22 protein-coding genes are annotated in these 24,961 nt (G+C 61.9%); 13 read left to right on the forward strand and 9 right to left on the reverse strand.

Annotated elements, in window-relative coordinates:
* Nucleotides 1-168 precede the first annotated feature (168 nt).
* The 7 genes from JOE34_RS02960 (at nucleotide 169) to JOE34_RS02990 (ending at nucleotide 7,204) form a co-directional block, all read left to right on the forward strand.
* Nucleotides 169-1,089, forward strand: a complete 921-nt coding sequence (locus JOE34_RS02960) for a Fe(3+) dicitrate ABC transporter substrate-binding protein FecB (RefSeq protein ID WP_044313647.1) — start codon at nucleotides 169-171, stop codon at nucleotides 1,087-1,089.
* Nucleotides 1,090-2,079 carry an iron-dicitrate ABC transporter permease FecC gene (gene fecC / locus JOE34_RS02965; protein ID WP_003393413.1) on the forward strand — a complete coding sequence of 330 codons (990 nt, stop codon included), beginning with the start codon at nucleotides 1,090-1,092 and terminating at the stop codon, nucleotides 2,077-2,079.
* The gene (locus JOE34_RS02970; protein ID WP_096114260.1) at nucleotides 2,076-3,044 is read left to right on the forward strand and encodes an iron chelate uptake ABC transporter family permease subunit; all 969 of its coding nucleotides are present in this window, start codon (nucleotides 2,076-2,078) and stop codon (nucleotides 3,042-3,044) included. Before fecC ends, JOE34_RS02970 begins: the two co-directional genes overlap by 4 nt.
* A 4-nt stretch (nucleotides 3,045-3,048) precedes the next feature.
* A complete protein-coding gene (gene fecE / locus JOE34_RS02975) occupies nucleotides 3,049-3,840 on the forward strand; it encodes a Fe(3+) dicitrate ABC transporter ATP-binding protein FecE (RefSeq protein WP_096114261.1) in 792 nt (263 codons plus the stop codon).
* 187 nt (nucleotides 3,841-4,027) lie between these two features.
* Nucleotides 4,028-5,122 carry a BMP family ABC transporter substrate-binding protein gene (locus JOE34_RS02980; protein WP_209995101.1) on the forward strand — a complete coding sequence of 365 codons (1,095 nt, stop codon included), beginning with the start codon at nucleotides 4,028-4,030 and terminating at the stop codon, nucleotides 5,120-5,122.
* Nucleotides 5,123-5,206: 84 nt separating this feature from the next.
* Complete coding sequence (locus tag JOE34_RS02985) at nucleotides 5,207-6,172, forward strand: 2-oxoglutarate and iron-dependent oxygenase domain-containing protein (RefSeq protein ID WP_046269304.1); 966 nt, start codon at nucleotides 5,207-5,209, stop codon at nucleotides 6,170-6,172.
* Nucleotides 6,173-6,250: 78 nt separating this feature from the next.
* Entirely contained in the window at nucleotides 6,251-7,204 is a 954-nt protein-coding gene (locus JOE34_RS02990; protein WP_032663139.1) for an adenosine deaminase, read from the forward strand.
* Between the two features lie 159 nt (nucleotides 7,205-7,363).
* Here the strand turns inward: JOE34_RS02990 and JOE34_RS02995 are convergent, their stop codons facing one another.
* Together JOE34_RS02995 and JOE34_RS03000 are read right to left on the reverse strand one after the other, a co-directional pair.
* Nucleotides 7,364-8,056 carry a helix-turn-helix transcriptional regulator gene (locus JOE34_RS02995; protein WP_003393423.1) on the reverse strand — a complete coding sequence of 231 codons (693 nt, stop codon included), beginning with the start codon at nucleotides 8,054-8,056 and terminating at the stop codon, nucleotides 7,364-7,366.
* A gap of 436 nt (nucleotides 8,057-8,492) precedes the next feature.
* Nucleotides 8,493-9,416, reverse strand: a complete 924-nt coding sequence (locus JOE34_RS03000) for a LysR family transcriptional regulator (RefSeq protein ID WP_004414936.1) — start codon at nucleotides 9,414-9,416, stop codon at nucleotides 8,493-8,495.
* A 116-nt stretch (nucleotides 9,417-9,532) separates the two neighbouring features.
* Between JOE34_RS03000 and JOE34_RS03005 the strand changes: the two genes are divergently transcribed.
* Nucleotides 9,533-10,546, forward strand: coding sequence for a zinc-binding alcohol dehydrogenase family protein (locus JOE34_RS03005; RefSeq protein ID WP_003393426.1), 1,014 nt, complete (start codon nucleotides 9,533-9,535; stop codon nucleotides 10,544-10,546).
* Nucleotides 10,547-10,621: 75 nt separating this feature from the next.
* On the opposite strand, the gene JOE34_RS03010 is transcribed toward JOE34_RS03005, so the two are convergent.
* Together JOE34_RS03010 and JOE34_RS03015 are read right to left on the reverse strand one after the other, a co-directional pair.
* Nucleotides 10,622-11,818 carry a multidrug effflux MFS transporter gene (locus tag JOE34_RS03010; protein ID WP_032663137.1) on the reverse strand — a complete coding sequence of 399 codons (1,197 nt, stop codon included), beginning with the start codon at nucleotides 11,816-11,818 and terminating at the stop codon, nucleotides 10,622-10,624.
* A gap of 137 nt (nucleotides 11,819-11,955) precedes the next feature.
* On the reverse strand, nucleotides 11,956-12,153 hold the full coding sequence (locus JOE34_RS03015; protein ID WP_003393427.1) for a heavy-metal-associated domain-containing protein: 198 nt from the start codon (nucleotides 12,151-12,153) through the stop codon (nucleotides 11,956-11,958).
* A 164-nt stretch (nucleotides 12,154-12,317) separates the two neighbouring features.
* Here JOE34_RS03015 and JOE34_RS03020 point away from each other — a divergent pair, with 164 nt between their 5' ends.
* From JOE34_RS03020 to cueR, 3 genes are all read left to right on the forward strand, one after another.
* Nucleotides 12,318-12,698, forward strand: coding sequence for a hypothetical protein (locus tag JOE34_RS03020; protein ID WP_003347985.1), 381 nt, complete (start codon nucleotides 12,318-12,320; stop codon nucleotides 12,696-12,698).
* Nucleotides 12,699-12,767: 69 nt separating this feature from the next.
* Nucleotides 12,768-14,966, forward strand: coding sequence for a heavy metal translocating P-type ATPase (locus JOE34_RS03025; protein WP_046267037.1), 2,199 nt, complete (start codon nucleotides 12,768-12,770; stop codon nucleotides 14,964-14,966).
* The gene (gene cueR / locus JOE34_RS03030) at nucleotides 14,963-15,361 is read left to right on the forward strand and encodes a Cu(I)-responsive transcriptional regulator (RefSeq protein ID WP_003393431.1); all 399 of its coding nucleotides are present in this window, start codon (nucleotides 14,963-14,965) and stop codon (nucleotides 15,359-15,361) included. Before JOE34_RS03025 ends, cueR begins: the two co-directional genes overlap by 4 nt.
* A gap of 1,900 nt (nucleotides 15,362-17,261) precedes the next feature.
* Here cueR and JOE34_RS03035 read toward each other — a convergent pair.
* Together JOE34_RS03035 and JOE34_RS03040 are read right to left on the reverse strand one after the other, a co-directional pair.
* Nucleotides 17,262-18,158 (reverse strand): PA4780 family RIO1-like protein kinase, encoded by an 897-nt coding sequence (locus JOE34_RS03035; RefSeq protein ID WP_003318655.1) that lies wholly within the window; start codon nucleotides 18,156-18,158, stop codon nucleotides 17,262-17,264.
* 244 nt (nucleotides 18,159-18,402) lie between these two features.
* Nucleotides 18,403-19,206: a helix-turn-helix transcriptional regulator gene (locus JOE34_RS03040; protein ID WP_024661432.1), complete on the reverse strand. Its 804-nt coding sequence runs from the start codon at nucleotides 19,204-19,206 to the stop codon at nucleotides 18,403-18,405.
* An 85-nt stretch (nucleotides 19,207-19,291) separates the two neighbouring features.
* On the opposite strand from JOE34_RS03040, the gene JOE34_RS03045 reads away from it, so the two are divergent.
* Complete coding sequence (locus tag JOE34_RS03045; protein WP_003318658.1) at nucleotides 19,292-20,320, forward strand: bile acid:sodium symporter family protein; 1,029 nt, start codon at nucleotides 19,292-19,294, stop codon at nucleotides 20,318-20,320.
* Between the two features lie 7 nt (nucleotides 20,321-20,327).
* Here JOE34_RS03045 and JOE34_RS03050 read toward each other — a convergent pair whose 3' ends face one another.
* The 3 genes from JOE34_RS03050 to JOE34_RS03060 form a co-directional block, all read right to left on the reverse strand.
* A complete protein-coding gene (locus tag JOE34_RS03050; RefSeq protein ID WP_046266366.1) occupies nucleotides 20,328-21,725 on the reverse strand; it encodes a DUF726 domain-containing protein in 1,398 nt (465 codons plus the stop codon).
* 32 nt (nucleotides 21,726-21,757) lie between these two features.
* Nucleotides 21,758-22,036, reverse strand: coding sequence for a hypothetical protein (locus JOE34_RS03055; RefSeq protein ID WP_003307124.1), 279 nt, complete (start codon nucleotides 22,034-22,036; stop codon nucleotides 21,758-21,760).
* A 183-nt stretch (nucleotides 22,037-22,219) separates the two neighbouring features.
* Nucleotides 22,220-23,497 carry an acetyl-CoA C-acetyltransferase gene (locus tag JOE34_RS03060; RefSeq protein ID WP_003393440.1) on the reverse strand — a complete coding sequence of 426 codons (1,278 nt, stop codon included), beginning with the start codon at nucleotides 23,495-23,497 and terminating at the stop codon, nucleotides 22,220-22,222.
* Nucleotides 23,498-23,605: 108 nt separating this feature from the next.
* Here JOE34_RS03060 and JOE34_RS03065 point away from each other — a divergent pair, with 108 nt between their 5' ends.
* Complete coding sequence (locus JOE34_RS03065) at nucleotides 23,606-24,961, forward strand: 3-oxoacyl-ACP reductase (RefSeq protein ID WP_003422269.1); 1,356 nt, start codon at nucleotides 23,606-23,608, stop codon at nucleotides 24,959-24,961.

Genomic DNA, 24,961 nt, shown 5'->3' on the forward strand with positions numbered 1-24,961 from the left:
AAAATAGCCCGAATGAGAACGGCACTCACGCGTAAATGACTTTTGATCCCGTCGCCGCGATGTGAAATAGTGCCCGCCGTTTTCATCAATAGCGCCCGCCGTTTTCTTCGCGGCCTTCAGGGCGCGCCTGTTTTTCATGATTCCGCTTTGTTAGAAAGGACCTTTGCCATGCGTGCTTTTCGACTTCCGCATCTGCTGGCTTGCGGCCTGCTGACCCTGATCGCGAGCCTCGCCCAGGCCGCGCCTATCGACATCGATGACGGCCAACACAAAGTCCACCTGCCTGACACCCCCAAGCGCGTGGTGGTGCTGGAATTTTCGTTTCTCGACGGACTGGCATCGGTCGGCGTGACACCCGTCGGCGCGGCGGACGATGGCGATGCCAACCGCGTGCTGCCCAAGGTGCGCAAGGCCGTCGGTGAATGGCAGTCGGTGGGCCTGCGTTCGCAACCCAATATAGAAGTGATCGCGCGGCTCAAGCCGGACCTGATCATTGCCGACCTCGGTCGCCATCAGGCGCTGTACAACGATCTGGCCAGCCTGGCGCCGACCCTGATGCTGCCGTCACGCGGTGAGGATTATCAGGGTAGCCTGAAGTCTGCCGAACTGATCGGCGTCGCGCTGGGCAAGGGGCCGCAGATGCAAGCGCGCATCGAGGAAAACCGACAGCACCTGAAGACTATCGCCGAGCAGATTCCGGCCAACACCAACGTGCTGTTCGGCGTCGCCCGCGAAGACAGCTTCTCTGTGCATGGCCCGCATTCTTACGCAGGCAGCGTGTTGCAGGCGATCGGTCTGAAAGTCCCGGAAGTACGCAAAAACGCCGCGCCCACCGAATTCGTCAGCCTGGAGCAACTGCTGGCCCTGGACCCGGGCTGGTTGCTGGTCGGCCATTATCGCCGTCCGAGCATCGTCGACAGCTGGAGCAAGCAGCCGCTGTGGCAGGTGCTGGGCGCGGTGCGTAACAAGCAGGTGGCTGAAGTGGATGGCGACAGCTGGGCGCGCAATCGCGGGATCATGGCCTCCGAGCAGATCGCCGACGATGCGCTTGCCGTGCTCAAGGGCGGCAAGGCCGTGCTGAACCCGTAAATGCGCCGCTGGCTGATGGCGGGCGTGATCATAGCGGCCTGCCTGGGACTGTTCTGGGTGTCGCTGTTCGCCCTGTCGTCGTTCAGCATTCGGCAGGTAGATGCCTGGAACGGACTGATCACGCAGGGCCGCGAGGGCGGCAATATCGCTTACATCGTCGCGCAACTGCGCGTGCCACGTGCCTTGTGCGCGGCATTGGTCGGTGCCTGCCTGGGCGTGGCCGGCGCGCTGATGCAGGGCATCACCCGCAACCGTCTGGCGTCTCCTTCATTGTTTGGCGTTACCGCAGGCGCCGCATTGGGGCTGGCGCTGTTTTCCACCGGTCTGGTCGCTCTGCCCTTCCCCGGTGGTGCCCTGCTGATGACTTGCCTTGGCGGTGCGCTGGCGTGGATCACCGTGTTCAGTCTTGGCGGTGCCTGGTCACCCGCCACAGCTCAGGGCCGACTGGTGCTGGCAGGCGTTGCCGTCGCAGCACTGTGCGCCGCATTGACCCGCCTCACAGTGATTCTCGTCGAGGCGCAGGCGCAAAGCGTCCTCAACTGGCTGGCAGGGTCGCTGGCCAATGTCGGCGCCGCGCAATTGCAACTGCTCTGGCCCTGCACGCTGATCGGCGTGGTGCTGGCGGTGGCCTGTGCGCCACGCCTGAACCTGATCAACCTCGGCGAAGACGCCGCGCGTTCGCTGGGCGTGCGTATCGGCGCGTTGCGCCTGCTGGTATTCGTGGTCAGCCTGCTGCTGGTCGGCGCCAGTGTCTGTGCGGTCGGGCCGATCGGCTTTGTCGGCCTGATCGCGCCGAACATCGCTCGCCAATGGCTGGGCAATGACTACCGCTGGCTGATCCCGATCAGCGCCGGCCTGGGCGCGGCCATCGTGCTGGCCTCGGACCTGATCAGCCGCGCCGTGGCCTTCCCGGTGGAAACACCGGCCGGGGTGGTGACGGCATTGATCGGCGCGCCGTTCTTTCTGTTTCTGGCGAGGCGTGCGCTATGAACCACCCGCGCGCAAGGCTGTTGCTGCTGATGACCCTGCTGGCACTCGCCCTGCTGCTGAGCCTCAGCGCTGGCACCGTGTGGCTGACACCAGGCGCCGTACTCGATCATCTGATCGCCCACGACAGCAAGGACTTCGAGGTCTGGAATCACCGCCTGCCACGCGGTCTGATCGCAATCATGACCGGCTGCGCGTTCGGCCTGGCTGGCGCCATCGTGCAAGGCGTGATTCGCAACCCGCTGGCCTCGCCGGAAATCCTCGGCGTCACTCAGGGCGCCGGGCTGGCGCTGACCATCGCGATTATCGGCCTGCCGCAGTTACCGGTGTCGGCGCTGCCGTTTGTGGCGTGTCTGGGCGGGGCGGCGGGTGCGCTGCTGCTGGCGTTGTACAACACCGGCGTGCAGTTTTCCGGCGTGCGTTTCGCGTTGTCCGGGGTCGCGATTGCAGTGACGTTGTCGAGCATCACCGAGTTCCTGATCCTGTCCAACCCGCTGGATATCAACACCGCCCTGCTGGCGCTGACCGGCAGCCTGTGGAGCCGCAACTGGCACCACGTCTTGCTGGCCACGCCGCTTCTGCTGCTGATCCCGCTCAGCCTGCTGCTGGCCAAACCGCTGAACCTGATCGGCCTTGGCGATGAGGCCGCGCAGAGCCTGGGCACCGGCCTCACGCGTACGCGCTGGCTGGCGATGGGCAGTGCCGTGCTGTTGACCAGCCTGGGGGTGGGCATTATCGGCCCGGTGAGCTTCGTCGGCCTGGTCGCACCACACATGGCCCGCCGTCTGGTCGGCGGTCATCATCAGTACCTGCTCCCCGCCTCGATGGTGCTCGGTGCGTTATTACTGATGCTGGCCGATACGCTAGGCCGCACGCTGATCGCACCCAGCGAAATTCCGGCCGGGATTCTCACGGCAGTGATCGGCGCTCCGTATTTCCTCTGGCTGCTGGCCCGATTCAAAGGTTGATCCCATGACTATTCTGAAGGCGCAGCACCTCGACATCGGCTACGGCGCGACGCGCATCGTGCAAGACCTGTCGTTCAGCCCGCCGCCTGCGCAGGTCACTGCGCTGATCGGCCCCAATGGTTGCGGGAAATCCACCCTGCTCAAGGCCTTCGCACGGATTCTCACCCCGCAATCGGGCAGTCTCAGTCTGGACGGCACAGCCTACGGCAAGCTGTCGGCCAACGAGCTGGCGCGCAAGGTGGCTTTTCTGCCGCAAGTGCTGCCGATTCCGGAAGGCGTCAGCGTACGCCAGCTGGTGGCGTACGGCCGCAGTCCGCACAACAGCCTGTGGGGACGTCTGAGTGGCGTCGATCAGCACAGTGTCGACCAGGCCTTGCAGCGCATGGAGCTGGACACACTGGCCGAGCGCCCGCTGTCCGATCTGTCCGGCGGGCAACGACAACGCGCCTGGCTGGCGATGATCCTTGCGCAGGACGCGGCCATCGTCCTGCTCGACGAGCCGACCACCTATCTGGACATCAGCCACCAGGTCGAACTGCTGGACCTGATGCGCGAACTGAGTGCCGAAGGCAAGACGGTGATTACCGTGCTGCACGACATCAATCAGGCCTGCCGCTACGCCGACCACCTTGCGGTCATGCAGGGCGGACGCATGGTGACCTGCGGCGCGCCGGGCGATGTGCTGACGGCCGAGCTGGTCTGCCAGGTGTTCGATGTGCAAGTGCAGATCATGCGCGAACCCGTGGCAGGCACGCCGATGTGCATCGTCGAGCGCAGCACGCGCTGCACCAGTTAGCGGCGCAGCCCACCGCGCCTGCACCTTCCCGCCGCACTCTGGCTATACACAAAACTGCTTTTGATTCTGGCCGAAGGCCGTAGGAGCGCTGCGCAGGGAGCAAGCCCGCATCGTAAGTTGTCCTGTTGGTCAGTTAATTGCATTGCTCGGGTAGGCATTCCAACAAGACCGCAAGGAGCTAGACCCGATGCACCTGACCAACCCACGTCGTCCCCTGAAAAAACTGCTGTGCGCCGTCGCCGCCGTTGTCGGCATCGGCTCCAGCCTGCTCGCCTCGGCAGCCGATCCGCTGAAAGTCGGCTTCGTCTACATCGGCCCTATCGGCGACCACGGCTGGACCTATCAGCATGAACAGGGCCGTCAGGCGATGGTCAAGGCGCTGGGTGACAAGGTCACCAGCAGCTACGTGGAAAACGTGCCGGAAGGTGCAGACGCCGAGCGGGTTATCCGTAACATGGCCAAGGGCGGTTACGACCTGATCTTCAGTACCTCGTTCGGTTACATGAACCCCACCCTGAAAGTCGCCAAGCAGTTCCCCAAGGTGAAGTTCGAGCACGCGACCGGCTACAAGCAGGACAAGAACATGGGCACTTATCTGGCCCGTACCTATGAAGGTCGCTACGTGAGCGGCTACATCGCGGCGAAGATGACCAAGACCAAGAAGATCGGTTATGTCGCCTCGTTCCCGATTCCTGAAGTGCTGCGCGACATCGACGCCATCCAGCTGGCGCTGAACAAGTACAACCCGGGCACCGAGATCAAGGTGGTGTGGGTCAACTCCTGGTTCGATCCGGGCAAGGAAGCCGATGCGGGCAACGCGTTGATCGATCAGGGCGTGGACGTGGTATTCCAGCACACCGATAGTCCTGCTCCGATCCAGACCGCCGAGCGTCGTGGCGTGTATGCCGTCGGCTATGCCTCGGACATGGCTCACTTCGGACCGAAAGCAGTGCTGACCTCCATCGTCAACAACTGGGGCCCGCATTACATTCAGGCCGCCGAAGGCGCCATCGCGGGCACCTGGAAACCACAGGATTACTGGGGCGGCCTGAAGGAAGGAACGGTCGAATTGCCGATCAGCGACGTGGTGCCTGCTGACGTGAAGGCCGAGGCGCAGAAGATCATCGCCAGCATCGAAAGCGGCGAATTCCACCCGTTCACCGGCCCGATCAAGGACCAGAACGGCACTGTGAAAATTGCTGACGGCGTGGTCGCGACCAACGCCGAGCTGGCGTCGATGAACTACTACGTCGAAGGCATCAAGGCCGAGCTGCCGAAGTAATCCGGCCGCCGACTGCCTGACCATCGTGCCTGCTGCGCCAGGCAGGATCATCGACACCCGATACTTCCCTTTCAGGACCGGTTAATGGACCAGCTTCCCGTCATCGACATCGCCCCGCTCTACGGCACGGACACTCAGGCCTGGCAGGATGTCGCCCGGCAAATCGACAGTGCCTGTCGGGCGTGGGGTTTCTTTTACATCAAGGGCCACCCGATCAGCGCGCAACGCATCGAACAGGTGCAATCGGCGGCGAAGGACTTTTTCGCCCGGCCGGCTGCTGAAAAGCTCCTGATCGATATCACCCAAAGCACGCACCATCGCGGCTACGGCGCCATCGCCACCGAACAACTGGACCCCAGCCTGCCGAGCGACCTCAAGGAAACCTTCGACATGGGCCTGCACCTGGATGCCCGTCATCCCGACGTGCTGGCGGGTAAACCGCTGCGTGGGCCAAACCGGCATCCGGACATTCCCGGCTGGGAAGCGCTGATGGAGCAACACTATCTGGACATGCAGGCGCTGGCGCAAACCCTGCTGCGCGCCATGACCCTGGCGCTGGGCATCGAGCGCGATTTCTTCGATCAGCGCTTCAAGGACCCGGTCAGCGTGCTGCGCATGATTCATTACCCGCCGCGTGGTACGGCGACCTCGGCCGAGCAACAAGGCGCAGGCGCGCATACCGATTATGGCTGTATCACTCTGCTGTATCAGGACGCAGCGGGCGGCTTGCAGGTGCGTGATGTGCGTGGCGAATGGATCGACGCGCCACCGCTCGACGGCACCTTCGTGGTCAATCTGGGCGACATGATGGCGCGCTGGAGCAATGACCGTTATCTGTCCACGCCGCACCGGGTTATCAGCCCGCTCGGGGTTGATCGCTACTCCATGCCGTTCTTCGCCGAACCGCACCCCGACACGCGCATCGAATGCCTACCCGGTTGCCAGAGCGATGATCATCCGGCCCGCTATCCGGTGACCACCTGCGCCGAATTTCTGCTGTCGCGCTTCGCGGATACCTACGCTTATCGCCGCGAACAGGAGGCAAGTTGAACGTTCGGTCAGGTTTTACCCTGCGCAGCGACGTGCATCTGTAGAATGCCCGGGATCTGCACCTGATGAGAAAAGAATATGTACGACTGGTTGAACGCCCTGCCCAAGGCAGAACTGCACTTGCACCTCGAAGGCTCGCTGGAACCCGAGTTGCTGTTCGTCCTGGCCGAGCGCAACAGGATTGCCCTGCCGTGGGATGACGTCGAAACCCTGCGCAAGGCGTATGCCTTCAACAACCTGCAGGAATTCCTCGATCTGTATTACCGGGGCGCAGACGTATTGCGCACCGAGCAGGACTTCTACGACCTGACCTGGGCCTACCTGCTGCGCTGCAAGGCACAAAACGTTATCCACACCGAACCGTTCTTCGATCCGCAAACCCACACCGACCGTGGCATCCCGTTCGAAGTGGTACTGGCCGGGATTACCGGTGCGCTGAAAGACGGCAAGTCGAAGCTGGGCGTCGACAGCGGCCTGATCCTGAGTTTCCTGCGTCACCTGTCCCAGGAAGAAGCCGAAAAAACCCTCGATCAGGCGCTGCCGTTCCGTGATGCTTTCGTCGCCGTGGGCCTCGACAGCTCGGAGATGGGCCACCCGCCGAGCAAGTTTCAGCGTGTGTTCGATCGCGCGCGCAACGAGGGCTTCCTGACCGTGGCCCACGCCGGGGAAGAAGGTCCGCCGGAATACATCTGGGAAGCACTGGACCTGCTGAAGATCCAGCGCATCGACCACGGTGTGCGCGCCATCGAAGACGAGCGGCTGATGCAGCGCATCATCGACGAACAGATCCCGCTGACCGTCTGCCCGCTGTCCAACACCAAGCTTTGCGTGTTCGACGACATGGCCCAGCACAACATCCTCGACATGCTCGAGCGCGGCGTGAAGGTCACCGTCAACTCGGACGACCCGGCCTACTTCGGTGGCTACGTGACCGAGAACTTCCACGCGCTGTACACCCACCTGGGCATGACCGAAGATCAGGCCAAACGCCTGGCGCAAAACAGCCTCGATGCACGACTGGTCAAGCCCTAAAGAGGAATTGAGCGGGTTACATTCATCGTTCCTCACGCTCCGCGTGGAAATGCCTTTCGCCACGCTCTGCGTCGCAAGAGGACGCGGAGCGTCCGGAACTGCATGCCAACGCGGAGCATTGGCACGATAGGGGAGGAGCGCGCCACACCTGTCGCTCCGTCAGGCCGCCGCTGCGATCTTGCTGATTTCCCGCTGCCCACTGGATGAGACCTGCAAGGTGCTGGACTCTTCAGTGGTGCGCAGCCAGCCCATCTGAATGAACAGCTGCAACAACCCCGCCCCCAGCGCGCCGCCCAGATGCGGGTTGCGATCGTTCCATTTCGGACAGACACAGACCGTTTCACGCTTGCGTTGCGCCAGCGCGGGTATATAGATGCCGCGTTCGGCAAATCTGGCCACCCCCTTGCTGGTGACCTCGACGCGCTTCTCCTGCTGTTCTATCCAGCCGGCTTCCAACAGGCGCTGATAAAGCTCGGCAGCCATTTCGCCACCCAGATGATCGGAGCAGATTCTTGCGCGGCGTAGCGGTAAGGGCGGCGTGGGCTGGGCAAAGCGACGATTGATCTGTTCAGCACTGGCCAGCGAAGCACAGGCCAAGGCCTCGACCGCCGCCCCCACTTCCGGCGCAGCGAGGCGAAAGAAGCGCTTGCGGCCGCGGACCTCCTGTTTCAACAGACCGCCACTGGTCAGCCGCGCCAGATGGGCGCCAGCAGAAGAAGTCGAGAGTCCCGCCAGGATTGCCAATTCATCGGCAGGGCGAGCAGTACCATCCATCAGTGCCCAGATCATTGCGCTGCGCTTGGGGTCGGCCAGCAAGGTTGCGATCTGGCTGATGCAAGGTCCGTATTCCATGTGTTCACTCCCTGTTGAAACATTCATCTATGGTGATGACTGGGTGAAAGCAATCACGCCTCGATAGAGTTGAACGTGGCTCTTATATGTCATGACAAGTATAAACTCTATGCCCTGCGCCCCCGGTGGGTGAAAAACGCCTCTTACAAACGGTGGGCACACCACGACGCAAAAAAACGCCTGACTGTAGAGCGCGCCTTGAACACCAAGTTGTTACCGCGGCTACGCCGCAACCCCTCTATACAAGGGGTTTGCAGCGACACTTCAAAAGAGGATTAAAAAGACAAGCGTAATGGCTATGACAAAAATGCCAAATCCACTCAACAACAGTCAGTTTCAACTTTATTCCGGCAGCGAAACTTCGCGTTATTGAACGGCCTTCGAAAATTATATTTTCCGACACTTCCGAAGGCCATTTCCTACTGGGGCGCGGCGATTAAAACACGCTCGCGGACGACAGACTTACAGCATGTTGCTTACACCGTGACCTGAGCATTTCCAGTAACAGAATGACAGGCTTGCTGAGTTGCGCCCGATGCGCGCACAACAGGTTCAATGGCGCCCGCTCCCCGATCAGGTCAGGCATCAACACTTTCAGGTGCCCGGCCCGTACATCTGCAGCCACGTCCAGCCAGGATTTGTACGCCACACCTTCGCCCGCAACCGCCCAACGGCGCACGACGTCGGCATCGTCGCTGAACCGGTTGCCGCTGACTGTCAGACTGATTTCGCGCTTGCCGTCGTTCAGCGTCCAACGGTCATGAACACGATCACCGAGCATGAACAGCAGGCAGTTATGCTGCGCCAGTTGCTCGACCTGATGCGGCTCGCCATGACGCTGCAGGTAACTCGGCGCCGCACACAATACCCGGCGGTTGTCAGGCAACACCGGCAGGGCGACCAGGCTGGAATCTTCCGGCTCGCCGTAGCGCAGCGCCACGTCGACAGGCTGGCGGAACAGATCGGCAATACGATCACCCAGCAGCAGACGCACAGTCAGTTGCGGGTGCTGCTGCTGAAATTCGTCGAGCCACGGCAACAGCACGTTGCGCCCCAGGTCCGACGGCGCCGAAAGTTGCAGCACGCCCTCGCAACGGTCCTGGCTGCTGGCCAGCAAGCGCCGCCCCTCCTCGAGGCTGCCCAGTGCAGCACGCGCGTATTCCAGAAACCCCTCGCCTTCGGCAGTCAGGCGCAGGCTGCGCGTCGAACGGGCCAGCAAGCGCGTCCCAAGCTGCCGTTCGATACGCTTGAGCGCCGCGCTGGCAACCGCCGCAGACATGTCCATGACCCGCGCTGCGGCAGAAAGGCTGCCCAGATCCGCCGCACGTACGAACAACTGCAAGTCATCAAAACGCAGCATCATGCCCTCGTATTATCAAAATAAAATTGAAAGAGCCTGCCGTTTTAGCGGGTTTTATCTTTACTGGAAATAGCCAATGATCTCTTCATCACTTTTTTCTTCGGAGAGGCCCTGATATGAAAGCCATTGCGTACTACCAGTCCCTGCCCATCAGCGACGTAAAATCATTGCAGGATATCGAACTGCCCGAGCCGACTGCTGGCGATCGCGATCTGTTGGTCGAGGTCAAGGCCATCTCTGTAAACCCGGTGGACACCAAGATCCGCCAGAACGTCCAGCCTGAGGACGGTGCAGGCAAGGTGCTCGGCTGGGACGTGGCGGGTGTGGTGAAGGCCGTCGGCAGCCAGGTCACGCTATTCAAGCCGGGCGACAAGGTATTCTACGCAGGTTCCCTGACCCGGCCGGGTGCCAACAGCGAGCTGCACGTGGTGGATGAACGCATCGTTGGCCACATGCCCAAGACCCTGAGCTTCGCCCATGCGGCGGCGCTGCCGCTGACAGCCATCACCGCCTGGGAACTGCTGTTCGAGCGACTGCAGATCCCGCAGCAAAAAGGTGAAGGCGCACACAGCCTGCTGATCGTCGGCGCCGCCGGTGGCGTGGGTTCGATCCTCACCCAACTGGCGCGCAAACTGACATCGCTGAAAGTCATCGGCACCGCCTCGCGGCCCGAGACCGAAAGCTGGGTCAATGAACTGGGGGCGCACCATGTGCTGGATCACAGCAAGCCGCTGAGCGAAGAGCTCAAACGCGTCGGCCTCAAGCACGTGACTCATGTGGCCAGCCTGACCCAGACCGAGCAGCATCTGGATCAGCTCGTCGAGGCGCTCAAGCCTCAAGGCAAGCTGGCGCTGATCGACGATCCCAAGTCGCTGGATGTGTCGAAACTCAAGCGCAAGAGCCTGTCGCTGCATTGGGAGTTCATGTACACGCGGTCGATGTTCGAAACCGAGGACATGATCGAGCAGCACAATCTGCTCAACCGGGTTGCCGAGCTGATCGACGCCGGAACGTTGAAAACCACCTTCGGTGAGCACTTCGGCACCATCAATGCCGAAAACCTGCGCCGCGCTCATGCCCTGCTGGAAAGCGGCAAGGCCAAGGGCAAGATCGTACTGGAAGGTTTCTGAGCCGCAGAGGCCTGCGCCAGATGAAGTCGATGATGTCAGTCACGCCCGGCGCGACTGACATCATCGCTTTGGCGATCAGACGGTCTGAAGCGATGCGTCGCGCCGGGCCTGTGCACGTCGCGTCAGCACCGAGAGGCCCACGGTCAGCACGCCGCACAGGCTGATGACCAGCGCCATCGGTGTAGCCGTGCCGTCGTGCAGCAAGCCCACCAGACTGGCGGCGACGGCGGCGACGCTGAACTGCAGACAACCCAGCAACGCCGAGGCACTGCCCGCGCGTGCCCACTGGCCATTCATGGCGCAGGCCGACGCATTGGGGATGATGCAGCCCAGGCTTGCCACACAGATGAACAGCGGGACCAGCAGCGGCCAAAGCGCCTCGGTGCGCAGCAAGCTGATCGCCAGCAACACCAGCCCCGCAGCGAGATAGACCCAGACCATGCGCGACAGCAAAAACGCCGGACCGGTCTTGCGCAGAATACGCGCGTTGATCTGCGCCGCCAGAATGAAGCCCGCCGCATTCATCCCGAACAACCAGCCGTAGTGCTCGGCCGGCACGCCATACAATTTGATGAACACGAACGGCGAGCCTGCGACGTAGGCGAACATCCCGGCCATGGCGATGCCACCGGTCAGCGCATGACCGATGAACACACTGTCCTTGAACAGATTGAGGTACTGCCCCAGCGCGCCGCTCAATGGCTGGCGCGGTGTGGTGGCCGGCATGCTTTCCGGTAACCCCAGTGCAACCGCCACCAGGCAGGCGCCGCTGAACAGGGAGAGGCTGACGAAGATCGATTGCCAGCCAAAGGTGCTGACCAGCACACCGCCCAGCATCGGAGCCAGTATCGGTGCCAGCCCCATGACCAGCATCAGTTGCGAGAAGACCTTGGCCGACTCGACGGCGTTGCACTTGTCGCTGACGATGGCGCGTGACAAGACCATCCCGGCACAGCCACCCAGCGCCTGCACGAAGCGCGCGGCAATCAGCCATTCAAGACTCGGCGCAAAGGCACAGGCGACCGAGGCGAGCATGAACAGGGTCACACCGACCAGCAGCGGAATGCGCCGACCGAACCGGTCAGCCACCGGGCCATAGGCCAGTTGCCCCAGGGAAAGCCCCAGAAAGTAGGCTGCCAGGGTCAGTTGTACGTGTTTTTCATCGGTCCCGAAATACGAGGCCATGGCTGGAAAGCCAGGAAGATAGAAGTCGATGGCCAGAGGGCCGAAGGCGCTCAATGAGCCAAGGATAAGGATCGTTCGTAGATTCATCGGGTGTCCATTCACAGATGCAGAGCAACGGGCTAGTTTACCCGGCTTACCTTGCAGAGAACGACGAACGGGGGAATTAATTCAAAAATTTTCAATGTTTACAGACCGGGAGACCGCGTCGATCTCCCGGCTCTGGGTCATGCCGGCTGCGCCTGATAACCCTCTTCGCTGATCAAACTGACAATACGCTCGGGCGACAGGCTGCTTTGCACCTTGACCTGCTTGCTGGCCAGTTCGACCTGAACTTCGGCGCTCGGATCTTCATGTTTGATTGCCTCGGTCACCGCACGAACACAATGGCCGCAGGTCATGCCTTGAACGTTGAATAACTGCATGATGTCACTCCTTCAGTGATGAACAGCGAGCATCTTCAACCTTGTCATGATGGCAAGGTCAAGTTTCTGCCATTGCTGCCGGGCTGGCATTCGGCGTAATCGTGAGCCAAGCTGGGTTATCGACACCTCTATCGTCAGCCACATTTACATCAGGAGTATCAGCGATGCGCTGGTCAGCAGTCAGCCTCTTCAGCATTCTCGGTTTCCTGGCTATCACACCTGCCACTCAGGCGGCTCAGGACTACGGCATCCTGATCATTTCCCGAGAGCGCCTGGAAGTCGCGACTTCCTGCGAGATCGGCATCTACGTGCAGGACCGTCTGGCCGGCAGGCTGTTTCAGGAAGACTCGGTGTCCTTCAACCTGCCTGCCGGTGAAGTCTCCGTGCGGCTGAGCACCCTGCGCGGCAACGTCGTGGGCTGTGAGCCCGGCATGGAAGCGCCGCGCAGCACCAAGATCCAGCTGCGCGCGGGGGACATCCTCAAGTACCGCATCGCAGCCGACCTGAACGGGATGTACCTCAAGAAAGCCGACCTCAACTATTGATTCGCGCTTGACCTTGCCCGTATGGCAAGGTTGATCCTTGCAGGTAGCCAGCCTCAGGGAGTGATTCACATGCCAGACACCACCACCTTCGACCTGCCGATCAGCGGCATGACCTGCGCCAGTTGCGCAGGTCGGGTCGAGCGTGCCCTGGCCAAAGTGCCGGGAGTCAACAGCGTGACGGTCAACCTGGCCAATGAACGCGCCCATGTAGACACCGCAGCGCACACCGATCCGCAAACCCTGATCGACGCCGTCAGCCGTGCCGGTTATGGCGCCACCCTGAGCCAGGATCGTCACGCTGAAGCCGACCAGAAAGCCCGTCACCTGCACCACGAACGCTGGGCCTTGCTGCTGGCCATCCTGCTGGCGCTGCCGTTGGTCCTGCCGATGTTGCTATCACCGCTGGGCGTGCACGGGATGCTGCCTGCATGGTTGCAATTTGCGCTGGCGACGCCGGTGCAGTTCATACTTGGCGCACGCTTTTACGTGGCCGCCTGGAAAGCCGTGCGCGCAGGTGCCGGCAATATGGACCTGCTGGTTGCCATCGGTACCAGCGCCGGCTACGGCCTGAGCGTCTATCAATGGCTGCACGCTGCGCCCGGAACGACACCGCACTTGTACTTCGAAGCATCGGCGGTGGTGATCGCGCTGGTGCTGTTGGGCAAATACCTGGAAAGCCGCGCCAAGCGCCAGACCGCCAGTGCCATCCGCGCCCTTGAAGCACTGCGCCCGGAGCGCGCCCTGCGGGTGGTCGACGGCCTTGAACAGGACGTGGCGATCAGCGCGCTGCAGCTCGATGATCGGGTGCTGGTCAAATCCGGCGAACGTTTTCCGGTGGACGGCGAAGTGGTCGAAGGCCGCAGCCATGCCGACGAAGCGCTGATCACCGGTGAAAGCCTGCCGGTGGTCAAGCAACCGGGCGACAAGGTCACCGGCGGGGCAATTAATGGCGAAGGCCAGTTGCTGATCAGGACCACGGCGCTGGGCGCGGAAACGGTGCTGGCGCGCATCATTCGTCTGGTCGAAGACGCACAGGCAGGCAAGGCTCCAATCCAGAAACTGGTGGATAAAGTCAGCCAGGTGTTCGTGCCCACCGTGTTGGTGATTGCCTTATTCACACTGGCCGGCTGGCTGCTGGTCGGTGCTTCGCTTGAAGTCGCGCTGATCAATGCCGTCGCCGTACTGGTGATCGCCTGCCCTTGCTCTCTGGGCCTTGCGACTCCGACAGCGATCATGGCCGGGACCGGCGTGGCAGCGCGTTACGGCATTCTGATCAAGGACGCCGAGGCACTGGAACGTGCTCACGAGGTCGATGCAGTGGTGTTCGACAAGACCGGCACGCTGACTTCGGGCACGCCGCGTATCACCAACATGAGCGCGGTGCTGGGCAATGAAGAACACCTCCTGCAACTGGCGGGCGCGCTGCAACGCGGCAGTGAACACCCCTTGGCCAGAGCGGTGCTGGATGTCTGTCATGAATGGCAACTCACGCCTGATGCCGCGCAAAACAGCCGCGTCCTGAGCGGCCGGGGCATCGCTGGCACCGTTGAGGGCCTTGAGCTGGCGTTGGGCAATCGACGTTTGCTGGAGGAAAGCGGCCTGCCAATGGGCGATCTGGCCGAGTCCGCGCGCATCTGGGAAGCCGAGGGGCGCACGCTGTCCTGGCTCATCGAGCAGGCTCCGGAGCCAAAGGTGATCGGTATGTTTGCCTTTGGTGACACGCTCAAGCCCGGAACCGATCAGGCGATCAAAGCGCTGAATGCGCGGGGCATCAGCAGCCATCTGTTGACCGGCGATAACCGTGGCAGTGCTCAGGTGGTTGCCAGGGCACTGGGGATAAACGACGTGCATGCCGAAGTACTGCCTGCCGACAAGGCGGCCACTGTCACTCAACTGAAAAGCCACCATGTGGTGGCGATGGTCGGTGACGGCATCAACGATGCCCCGGCGCTGGCGGCAGCGGATGTCGGTATCGCGATGGGCGGCGGGACCGATGTCGCCATGCATGCAGCGGGTATCACCCTGATGCGCGGCGACCCGCGACTGGTTCCGGCGGCGCTGGACATCAGCCGAAGGACCTACGCGAAAATCCGCCAGAACCTGTTCTGGGCGTTCGTCTACAACTTGATCGGCATTCCGCTCGCGGCGCTGGGCTATCTCAATCCGGTATTGGCGGGCGCGGCCATGGCGCTGTCGAGTGTCAGCGTGGTGAGCAATGCGCTGCTGCTGAAAACCTGGAAACCCCGCGACCTGGAGGACGCACCATGAATATCGGTCAGGCGGCGAAAACCAGTGGCTTGAGCGCGAAAATGATCCGCTATTACGAGTCCATCGGCCTGTTGCAGGCAGCGCATCGCAGCGACAGCGGCTATCGCCTGTACAGCGCGGACGATCTGCACACACTGGCGTTCATCAAGCGCTCAAGGGATCTGGGGTTTTCTCTGGAAGAGGTCGGCAAACTGCTGACCCTCTGGCAGGACCGCCAGCGGGCCAGCGCCGACGTCAAGGCATTGGCCCGTCAGCATATCGCCGAGCTGAACCGCAAAATCGACGAACTGGCGAGCCTGCGCGACACGCTTCAGGAACTGGTGGAACACTGCCAAGGCGACGACCGCCCCGACTGCCCGATCCTCAAGGACCTGGCATCAGGCGGGTGTTGCTAGCCACTTCCACAAGGGTCTCACCGCATCCACTCGATGGAGCGCCTGCACGCGCTCCGTGGGAGAGAGCTTGCTCGCGAAAGGGCCCGTACAGGCTCCGAAAACAGTGCGTCTGATCCATCGCATTCGCGAGCAAGGGCCTTACTGCATTCAATCGGCGGAGCGCCTGCCACACGCACTCCCTGTGGGAGCGAGCTTGCTCGCGAAAGGGCCCGTACAGGCTCCGAAAACAGTGCGCCTGATCCATCGCCTTCGCGAGCGAGCTCGCTCCCACAGTGGTCTTACTTACTGCATCACTCGACGGAGCGCCTGCCACACGCACTCCCTGCCGGAGCGAGCTTGCTCGCGAAAGGGCCCGTAAATGCTCAGAAAACAGCGCGCCTGATCAATCGCCTTCGCGAGCGAGCTCGCTCCCACAAGGGCCTTACTGCATTCAATCGGCGGAGCGCCTGCCACACGCACTCCCTGTGGGAGCGAGCTTGCTCGCGAAAGGGCCCGTACAGGCTCCGAAAACAGCGCGCCTGATCCATCGCCTTCGCGAGCGAGCTCGCTCCCACAGTGGTCTTACTGCATTCAATCGGCGGAGCGCCTGCCACACGCACTCCCTGTGGGAGCGAGCTTGCTCGCGAAAGGGCCGGTACAGGCTCCGAAAACAGTGGGTCTGATCCATCGCATTCGCGAGCAAGCTCGCTCCCACAAGGGTCTTACTGCATTCAATCGGCGGAGCGCCTGCCACACGCACTCCCTGTGGGAGCGAGCTTGCTCGCGAAAGGGCCGGTACAGGCTCCGAAAACAGCGCGCCTGATCAATCGCCTTCGCGAGCGAGCTCGCTCTCACAAGGGTCTTACTGCATTCAATCGGCGGAGCGCCTGCCACACGCACTCCCTGCGGGAGCGCGCTTGCTCGCGAAAGGGCCCGTACAGGCTCCGAAAACAGTGCGTCTGATCCATCGCCTTCGCGAGCAAGCTCGCTCCCACAAGGGTCTTACTGCATTCAATCGGCGGAGCGCCTGCCACACGCACTCCCTGTGGGAGCGAGCTTGCTCGCGAAAGGGCCGGTACAGGCTCCGAAAACAGCGCGCCTGATCAATCGCCTTCGCGAGCGAGCTCGCTCCCACAAGGGCCTTACTGCATTCAATCGGCGGAGCGCCTGCCACACGCACTCCCTGTGGGAGCGAGCTTGCTCGCGAAAGGGCCCGTACAGGCTCCGAAAACAGTGCGTCTGATCCATCGCCTTCGCGAGCAAGCTCGCTCCCACGAGGGCCTTACTGCATTCAATCGGCGGAGCGCCTGCCACACGCACTCACTGTGGGAGCGAGCTTGCTCACGAAAGGGCCGGTACAGGGCTCCGAAAACAGCGCGCCTGATCAATCGCCTTCGCGAGCAAGCTCGCTCCCACAAGGGTCTTACTGCATTCAATCGGCGGAGCGCCTGCCACACGCACTCCCTGTGGGAGCGAGCTTGCTCGCGAAAGGGCCCGTAAATGCTCAGAAAACAGCGCACCTGATCCATCGCATTCGCGAGCGAGCTCGCTCCCACAGTGGTCTTACTTACTGCATCACTCGACGGAGCGCCTGCCACACGCACTCCCTGTGGGAGCGAGCTTGCTCGCGAAAGGGCCCGTACAGACTCCGAAAACAGCGCGTCTGATCCATCGCCTTCGCGAGCGAGCTCGCTCCCACAAGGGCCTTACTGCATTCAATCGGCGGAGCACCTGCCACACGCACTCCCTGCCGGAGCGAGCTTGCTCGCGAAAGGGTCCGTAAATGCTCAGAAAACAGCGCGTCTGATCCATCGCCTTCGCGAGCGAGCTCGCTCCCACAGTGGTCTTACTTACTGCATCACTCGACGGAGCGCCTGCCACACGCACTCCCTGTGGGAGCGAGCTTGCTCGCGAAAGGGCGTTACTGCATCCACGGCGGTGGGGGTTCTTCGGTGGATTTGCTCGGTGGAGCATCGTCTGCCGCACGCGCTGCCTGGCGGCGGGCTTCGTCGAGGCGGGCGGCTTCGATTTCGCGCAGTACGCCGCCCACATCGGCTTCGTCCTCCGGCTCATCGAATTCACCAGTCAGCACTGTGGCAGGCGACAAAGTGCCTGCCTCGTAGTACGACCACATTTCCTTGGCGTACTTGGTTTTTCTGAGCTCCGGCGCGAAACGGCCGAAGTACAGCGCCATGTTGCCGACGTCGCGCTCCAGCATGCTGAACGCGTGGTTGTTGCCTGCGGCATCGACCGCTTGCGGCAAGTCGATGATGACCGGACCGGAAGGCGCCAGCAGCACGTTGAACTCGGACAGGTCACCGTGCACCAGACCGGCACACAGCATCAGCACGATCTGCTCGATCAGGAATGCGTGATACTCGCGCGCCTGATCCGGCTCCAGCACAACGTCGTTCAGACGCGGCGCTGCATCGCCATACTCGTCAGCCACCAGTTCCATGAGCAGCACGCCTTCCAGGAAGTCGTACGGCTTGGGCACCCGGACACCTGCGCCAGCCAGACGAAACAGCGCAGCCACTTCGGCATTCTGCCATGCGTCTTCGGTTTCCTTGCGCCCGAACTTCGAGCCCTTGGCCATGGCTCGGGCCTGACGGCTGTTGCGTACCTTGCGACCTTCCTGATACTCGGCCGCCTGACGGAAACTGCGTTTGTTAGCCTCCTTGTAAACCTTGGCACACCGCAGCTCATTGCCGCAACGCACCACATAAACAGCTGCCTCTTTACCACTCATGAGCGGGCGCAGCACCTCGTCGACCAGACCGTCTTCGATCAGGGGTTCAATGCGTTTAGGAGTTTTCATCAGCTTTTATTGTGGGTCCTTTGTTGCCAGATACGCGATTGTTGCCGTTATACGGCAATCCTCCGCCAGCGAGTAGGGGTAACCCCCTGTGGATTGAAAGGTTTTTTAAGAAAAAACCACGCAATCCCCCGGTTTAAAGCACCTTTCGTGCCGTACAGCATGTGAAAGATATTCCGGGACAAAACATGTAAGAACAGAAAAAACAGCGTTGGCTGCACTCGTTAGTGCACAAGGCATCCAGGCCTTACTTGAACAAGTCACCGGGGGTATGGCCGAACAAACCCTTGAACGCGGCGATGAACGCTGACGTCGAGTCATAACCGCAGGCCAGCGCGGTATGCGTCACACTGGCGCCCTCTTCCAGTGCAGACAGCGAAGACAGCAGCCGTGCCCGCTGCCGCCAGCCGCGAAAGCTCAATCCGGTTTCGCGCTGAAACATTCGCATCAGGGTTTTCTCGGAGGTCCCGAGACGGGCAGCCCAGTCATGCAGGGTGATCAACCGCCCCGGCTCCTCGATCAACTCGTTGCACAGCCCCAGCAAACGCGGATGACGTGGCAACGGCAGTGAGAAGCCGACTTCGGGCAATTGCGCCAGCTGATCCAGCAGGACCTGCACCAGTCGCGCCTCATGACTGTCCTGCTCAGGATAATCCACGGGCAACAGGCAGAAGCTCTTGATCAGCTCGCGGGCCAGCGGCGTGACTTCCAGTACCCGGCAGCGCTGCGGTGCCCACCCCGAATCAGCCGTGCGAATGTACAGGCTGCGCATTTCGGCGCGCATGGAGGTCACCACCTCATGCTCAAGCCCGGCAGGCACCCAGACGCCCCACTGCGGCGGCGCAAAGAAACTGCCCTCGGCGGTATGCACCCCCAGAACCCCGCTGATCGCGTAGGAAAACTGCACCCAGTCGTGGCGATGGGGCGGCGTCCACGAACCGGCGCTGAGGCTTTCGGCACGGGCATACAGCGGGCGCGGCAGGCCGGACAACGCCGGTATCTGCCGTTCGCCCGCGGGCTGCCGCTGATTGATCTGTCCGTTACTCGGCATCTTATGGCCTTATGTCGCAAGACGGCTATGGAGCAACAGAGTAGCCTGCACGCATCTCTGTTTACAAAAATTCTCCGGACCCCGCATGCAATCACTCAAACACTTCAAACGCGTCGCCACCGACTGGTTCCTCTGGGGCATGGTCCTGGCGACGGTGCTGGCCTACTTCTTTCCGCGTTTCGGCGCTACCGGCGGCAACATGCACGCTGAATACGTCATCAAGGTTGGCGTGTTCGTGGTGTTCTTTCTGCATGGCGTGAACCTGTCCAGCGAGCAGATCAAGAAAGGCCTGACCAACTGGCGTCTGCACGTGATGATCCAGGTCTTCACGTTCGTGGTGTTCCCGCTGATCTGGCTGGCGTGCAACAAGCTGCTGGGCTCGCAGGTGCCGGCGCTGCTGATGCTGGGCTTCCTTTACCTGTGCGCCCTGCCCTCGACCATTTCCTCCTCGGTGGCGCTGACCGGCAGCGCAGGCGGCAATGTCCCGGCAGCGATTCTCAACGCCAGCATGTCCAGCGTCATCGGGATTTTTATCACCCCGTGGCTGGTCAGCCTGGTGGTCGGCACCGGCGCTGGCGGGATCGATCTGGGCGATACGCTGCTCGACCTGTGCGCCATGCTCCTGCTGCCACTGGTGCTTGGCCAGTTAATGCGGCCGTTGCTGGGCAAGTTCTTCGCCCGTCACAAGAAATACACCAACCTGATCGACAAGCTGGTGATTCTGCTGCTGGTGTATGCGGCGTTCTGCAACTCGATGATCTCCGGCATGTGGCAAAGCCAGGGCAACAGCGTGATCCTGACGGCGTTCGTCGGCACCGCGCTGCTGCTGGCGGTGATCCTGTTGATGACGACCCGCACGGCGCGGGTGCTCAAGTTCGATCATGCCGACAAGGTCGCGGCGGTGTTCTGCGCTACCAAGAAGTCCCTCGCTGCGGGCGCGCCGATGGCCGCACTGATTTTCGGCAGCAATCCGGGGCTTGGCCTGATTCTGTTGCCGATCATGATCTACCACCCGATGCAGTTGATCGTGTGCTCGATCATCGCCGAGAGCTACGCCAGTCGCCATCGCCAGCAGCTTTCGGCCGCCGCGCTGGAAGAAGCTCAAGCCGCGTGAATACGGCTTACATCAGCGCGTCATCATCCAGCGTGACGCGCGCGTAGAAGACGATTGCCACCGTTGGGATCAGTGCGGAATAACCCGGCCGCAGCGCAGTGCCGAAGTGCGTCAGCAAGCGTTGCACCGGGGCCTGGCGAATTGCACCCAGCAAGCCCTTGACCGCGCCGGGCGCCTCGTCGGGCTGGGCGGTCTTGAAAAATGCCGCCACGGTCAGGCGCTCGGCCAGGGCATCGACATGCGCGGCATAGATATCCCAGCTCATCGCGCGGACACTGGCACGCGGCATCTGCACCAGCGGGTGCGCGCTGTTGAACGCATGGCGAAAGAACGTTCTGAGCAGCAGCTCTTCCACTTCAACCACCGTCGCGCACTGGTGCAGCGCGTCGCCCAGACCGTATTGCCGCGCCAGCATGCCCAGCACTCGCGTATAAGGCACGCCCCGACGCCGGGCGGCGTTGATCAGAAAATGCCCGGCGACCAATTGGAATTCGCGCACAAAGGCGTAGGTGCGGTCCGCTTCAGTGGCCTTGAGGCGCGTCCAGCGACTGCTGCGCAGGTGCTTGATGGCCGCCTCCAGCACGTAGTCCGGCGAACGGGCCAGAACGCTGTGCAGCCAGACGTCCTGCAGGACCGGGTCGCGGGTCATTGTCGGTAGCACCGTAATGCCGGTTTCCAGCCCTTCACAGCCACTGAAGCGAGTGGCAATCAATACTTCCTGCAAGCGCTGCCAGTAATGGTGATGGCGATAACCCTGCATGCGCACATTCTCGAAGTGCTCGACCGGCGTGCGCCCCAGGCTCTTCTCGCCCAGATTCAGCAAGAGCACATGATCTTCCGTGGAATACGCATTGATCAGCCGTCCGCTGATTCTCTGCTTGAGCAGTTCGGCCTCGGCGGCATCGATACGCACTGCAGCGGCCATCAGCAATACATCGCCCACCACCAACCCGTGCTCGGGTGTCTGCTGCAGGTCCTTGAGTGCGCTGACCAGCAGCCGGCCGCCCAGTGAATGGCCGATCAAGTTGACTTGCTTGACGTCGGGATGATGCTCGAACAGGTAGCGATCCAGCTGCGCCAACAGCACCTTGCCCATGTCGCGGGCACGGTTGCGGATACGCGCAAAGTGAACGACCCGGTCCCCCGCCAGCGCCGCCGCGCCCGCGAGCGGGTGCAAACGGACAGCAGCCATCAGCAAGCCACGGGAACGGTTGTCCATTTGGGTGAAATGGCTGGATGGCCAGAACGCCAGAATGTTCACACTCTGGCGCAAAGCGCCGGGGATGCTGTTGGCCAACAGGCGTCGGTCATCCAGATCATGCCCTGACGAATAGCCGTGAATGAAGACGTTGGCGACCTCGCCCGAGGTCTTGGGCAGGGTCAGAAACTTGAAGTGATTTTCCACGTTGTCCTGTCACACATGGGCGGATTGCATGCTCAATTTCTGGCGATGAAGCGCTTGGCGATCAGTACGATCAGTCGCAGGCAGAACATGATACCGGTCACCGCGATGACCCATTTGGCCACCAGCAGGAAATAAACCTCTATTTCATCGGAGACCAACCCCACCAGCAAGCCCATCCCGCCGATCAGCAGACCGATCAGCATCAGCCCGATATACGGCCTCAGCCAGCGAGTCTGCGCGCCTTTGTCGAACAGATAGAGCACGGTGCCGATCAGAATCAGCAGTACCGATACCCCAATGATGAACCCCATGCCTTACCTCGACGTTACAGGCCAATAATGCTGATCGATCATTCCGCGCACGGGTGTGACGCGGAGCGTCACGACATGCATTCCACTGGAGCGTGAGAAACGATAGTCGACAGGTAGACCGTGATCGTGCCCATGCTCTGCGTAGTTCAGTTGTGGATTATGCCCATGACCCCAGCCATTTGCCTAACGCTCCAGAATCGCCGTCACGCCCTGGCCGCCTGCGGCACAGATCGAAATCAATCCGCGTCCGCTGCCTGCCGCGTCCAGCAGCTTGGCCAGGTTGGCGACGATGCGGCCTCCGGTCGCAGCGAACGGGTGGCCGGCAGCCAGTGAGCTGCCCTTGACGTTCAGTTTGCTGCGATCAATCGACCCCAGCGGCGCGTCCAGGCCCAGACGGGTCTTGCAGTAGTCGGCATCTTCCCAGGCCTTGAGGGTGCACAGCACCTGCGCGGCGAAGGCTTCGTGGATTTCGTAGTAATCGAAGTCCTGAAGGGTCAGGCCATTGCGGGCCAGCAGGCGCGGAACGGCGTAGACCGGCGCCATCAGCAGCCCTTCTGCACCGTTGACGAAATCCACCGCTGCGGCCTCGCCATCGCGCCAGTAGGCCAGCACCGGCAGGCCCCGCTCGCGAGCCCATTCCTCGCTGGCCAGCAACACCACCGACGCGCCATCGGTCAGCGGTGTCGAATTGCCCGCCGACAAGGTGCCCTTGGCGCTGCGCTCGAACGCGGGCTTGAGGCTGGCCAGCTTTTCAAGCGTCAGGTCCGGACGCAGGTTGTTGTCACGGATCAGCCCCAGATACGGCGTCATCAAATCATCCTGCCAGCCCTCGGCGTAGGCTGCCGCCATTTTCAGGTGACTCTCGAGCGCCAACTGATCCTGCGGCCCACGCTCTATGCCCCAGGTCTGCGCCATCAGCTCGCAATGCTGGCCCATCGACAAGCGCGTGCGTGGCTCGCCGTTACGGGGCAGCTCCGGCTTGAGGTGGTGTGGACGCAACTGCATCAGGGCCTTGAGTTTGTCACCGGGCGTCTTGCTGCGGTTTACCTGCAGCAGGATCTTGCGCAGCCCCTCGTTGACGCCGATCGGTGCATCGGACGTGGTGTCCACGCCGCCGGCAATGCCGCACTCGATCTGCCCCAGAGCGATCTTGTTGGCCACCAGCAAAGCCGCTTCAAGCCCCGTACCGCACGCTTGTTGAATGTCGTAGGCCGGGGTCTGTGCCGAGAGCCGCGAGCCGAGCACGCATTCGCGGGTCAGGTTGAAGTCTCTGGAGTGTTTGAGCACCGCGCCCGTCACCACCTCGCCCATGCGCAGCCCGTGCAGATTGAAGCGCTCGATCAGCCCTTCCAGAGCAGCCGTGAGCATGTCCTGATTACTGGCCGTGGCATAAGGGCCATTGGAGCGTGCGAACGGAATGCGGTTACCGCCGACGATGGCGACCCGACGAGGATGCGTCATGGAAAACTCCCTTTCTTCAAGCGAATGAATGAGCCGTGTCGATCGCAAGAACAAACGTCATGCCACCGTGGTCCATTCCTTTGAACCCCGACTTCAGGAGAGTGTTCCATGCCGTCAGATCGCTATATTGATTTCGCCAACTCCGACATGGGTCGGCGCCTGGTGAAGGCCGTCGGTCTGCCCGCCCCCACTCACCTGGAGCGCTGGCAGGCCGGACGTCTGCGCCCCGTCGAAGGGACCTTGCTGATCAGCGCAGGACCGCTGGGGGATCAGGTTCGCCAGTTCGCCAGCCGTCTGACCGACTCGCTGTACAGCTTCGGCAGCGACATGCCCGGCGCCACCACGTGGGTGTCCAACCAGGGACCGCGCCTGAAAGCAGTGGTTTTCGACGCCAGCCAGATCCTGCGCACCGATCAGCTCAGGCAGTTGCGGGACTTCTTTCAGCCGCTGCTACGCAACCTCGATCACTGCGCGCATGTGGTCATCCTCGGCAAATCCCCCGAGACACTCGCTGATCCGCTGGCCGCCAGCACTCAACAGGCCATCGAAGGCTTCAGCCGCTCACTGGCCAAGGAAGTGCGCAATGGCGCAACGGTCAAGTTGCTGCAGGTGGATGACGACGCGCAGGATCAACTGGAGGGCGCCCTGCGCTTCTTCCTCACGCCCAAGGCTGCGTTCATCTCCGGCCAGTTCGTCCACCTGAGTGCCTGCCCGAGCAAGGTGCAGGACTGGACCCGCCCGTTGGCCGGACGCAAGGCAGTGGTGACGGGCGCGGCGCGCGGCATTGGCGCGTCTATAGCCGAAACGCTGACCCGTGATGGCGCGCAGGTCATCCTGCTGGATGTACCGCAGACCAAAAACGAGCTGGAAGCACTGGCCTCGCGGCTTGGCGGTCAGGCTCTGGCACTGGATATCTGTGCGGCAGATGCCCCTGCACAATTGCTCGAACACCTGCCGGACGGCGTCGACATATTGGTGCACAACGCCGGCATCACGCGCGACAAGACACTGGTCAACATGCCGGAAGATTTCTGGGACTCGGTACTGGCGGTCAACCTCAATGCGCCGCAAGTGCTGACTCAGGTGCTGCTCGATGCGGGAGCCTTGAAGGATAACGCGCGAATCGTGCTCATGGCCTCGATCAGCGGTATCGCCGGTAATCGCGGGCAAACCAACTACACCACCAGTAAGGCCGGCCTGATCGGTTTTGCACGGGCCATGGCCCCCGGGCTCAAGTCACGCGGCATCAGCATCAACGCCGTCGCGCCGGGCTTCATCGAAACCAAAATGACCGCGCACATGCCGTTCACCCTGCGTGAAGCCGGGCGGCGCATGAGTTCGCTGGGTCAGGGCGGTTCGCCCCAGGACGTTGCCGAAGCAGTGGCGTGGTTCAGCCAGCCGGGCAGCGGCGCGGTGAGCGGTCAGGTTCTACGTGTATGTGGTCAAAACGTGATCGGGGCTTAA

It is taken from the genome of Pseudomonas sp. PvP028, assembly GCF_017832255.1.
In the GTDB taxonomy this organism is placed as follows: Bacteria; Pseudomonadota; Gammaproteobacteria; order Pseudomonadales; family Pseudomonadaceae; genus Aquipseudomonas; species Aquipseudomonas syringae.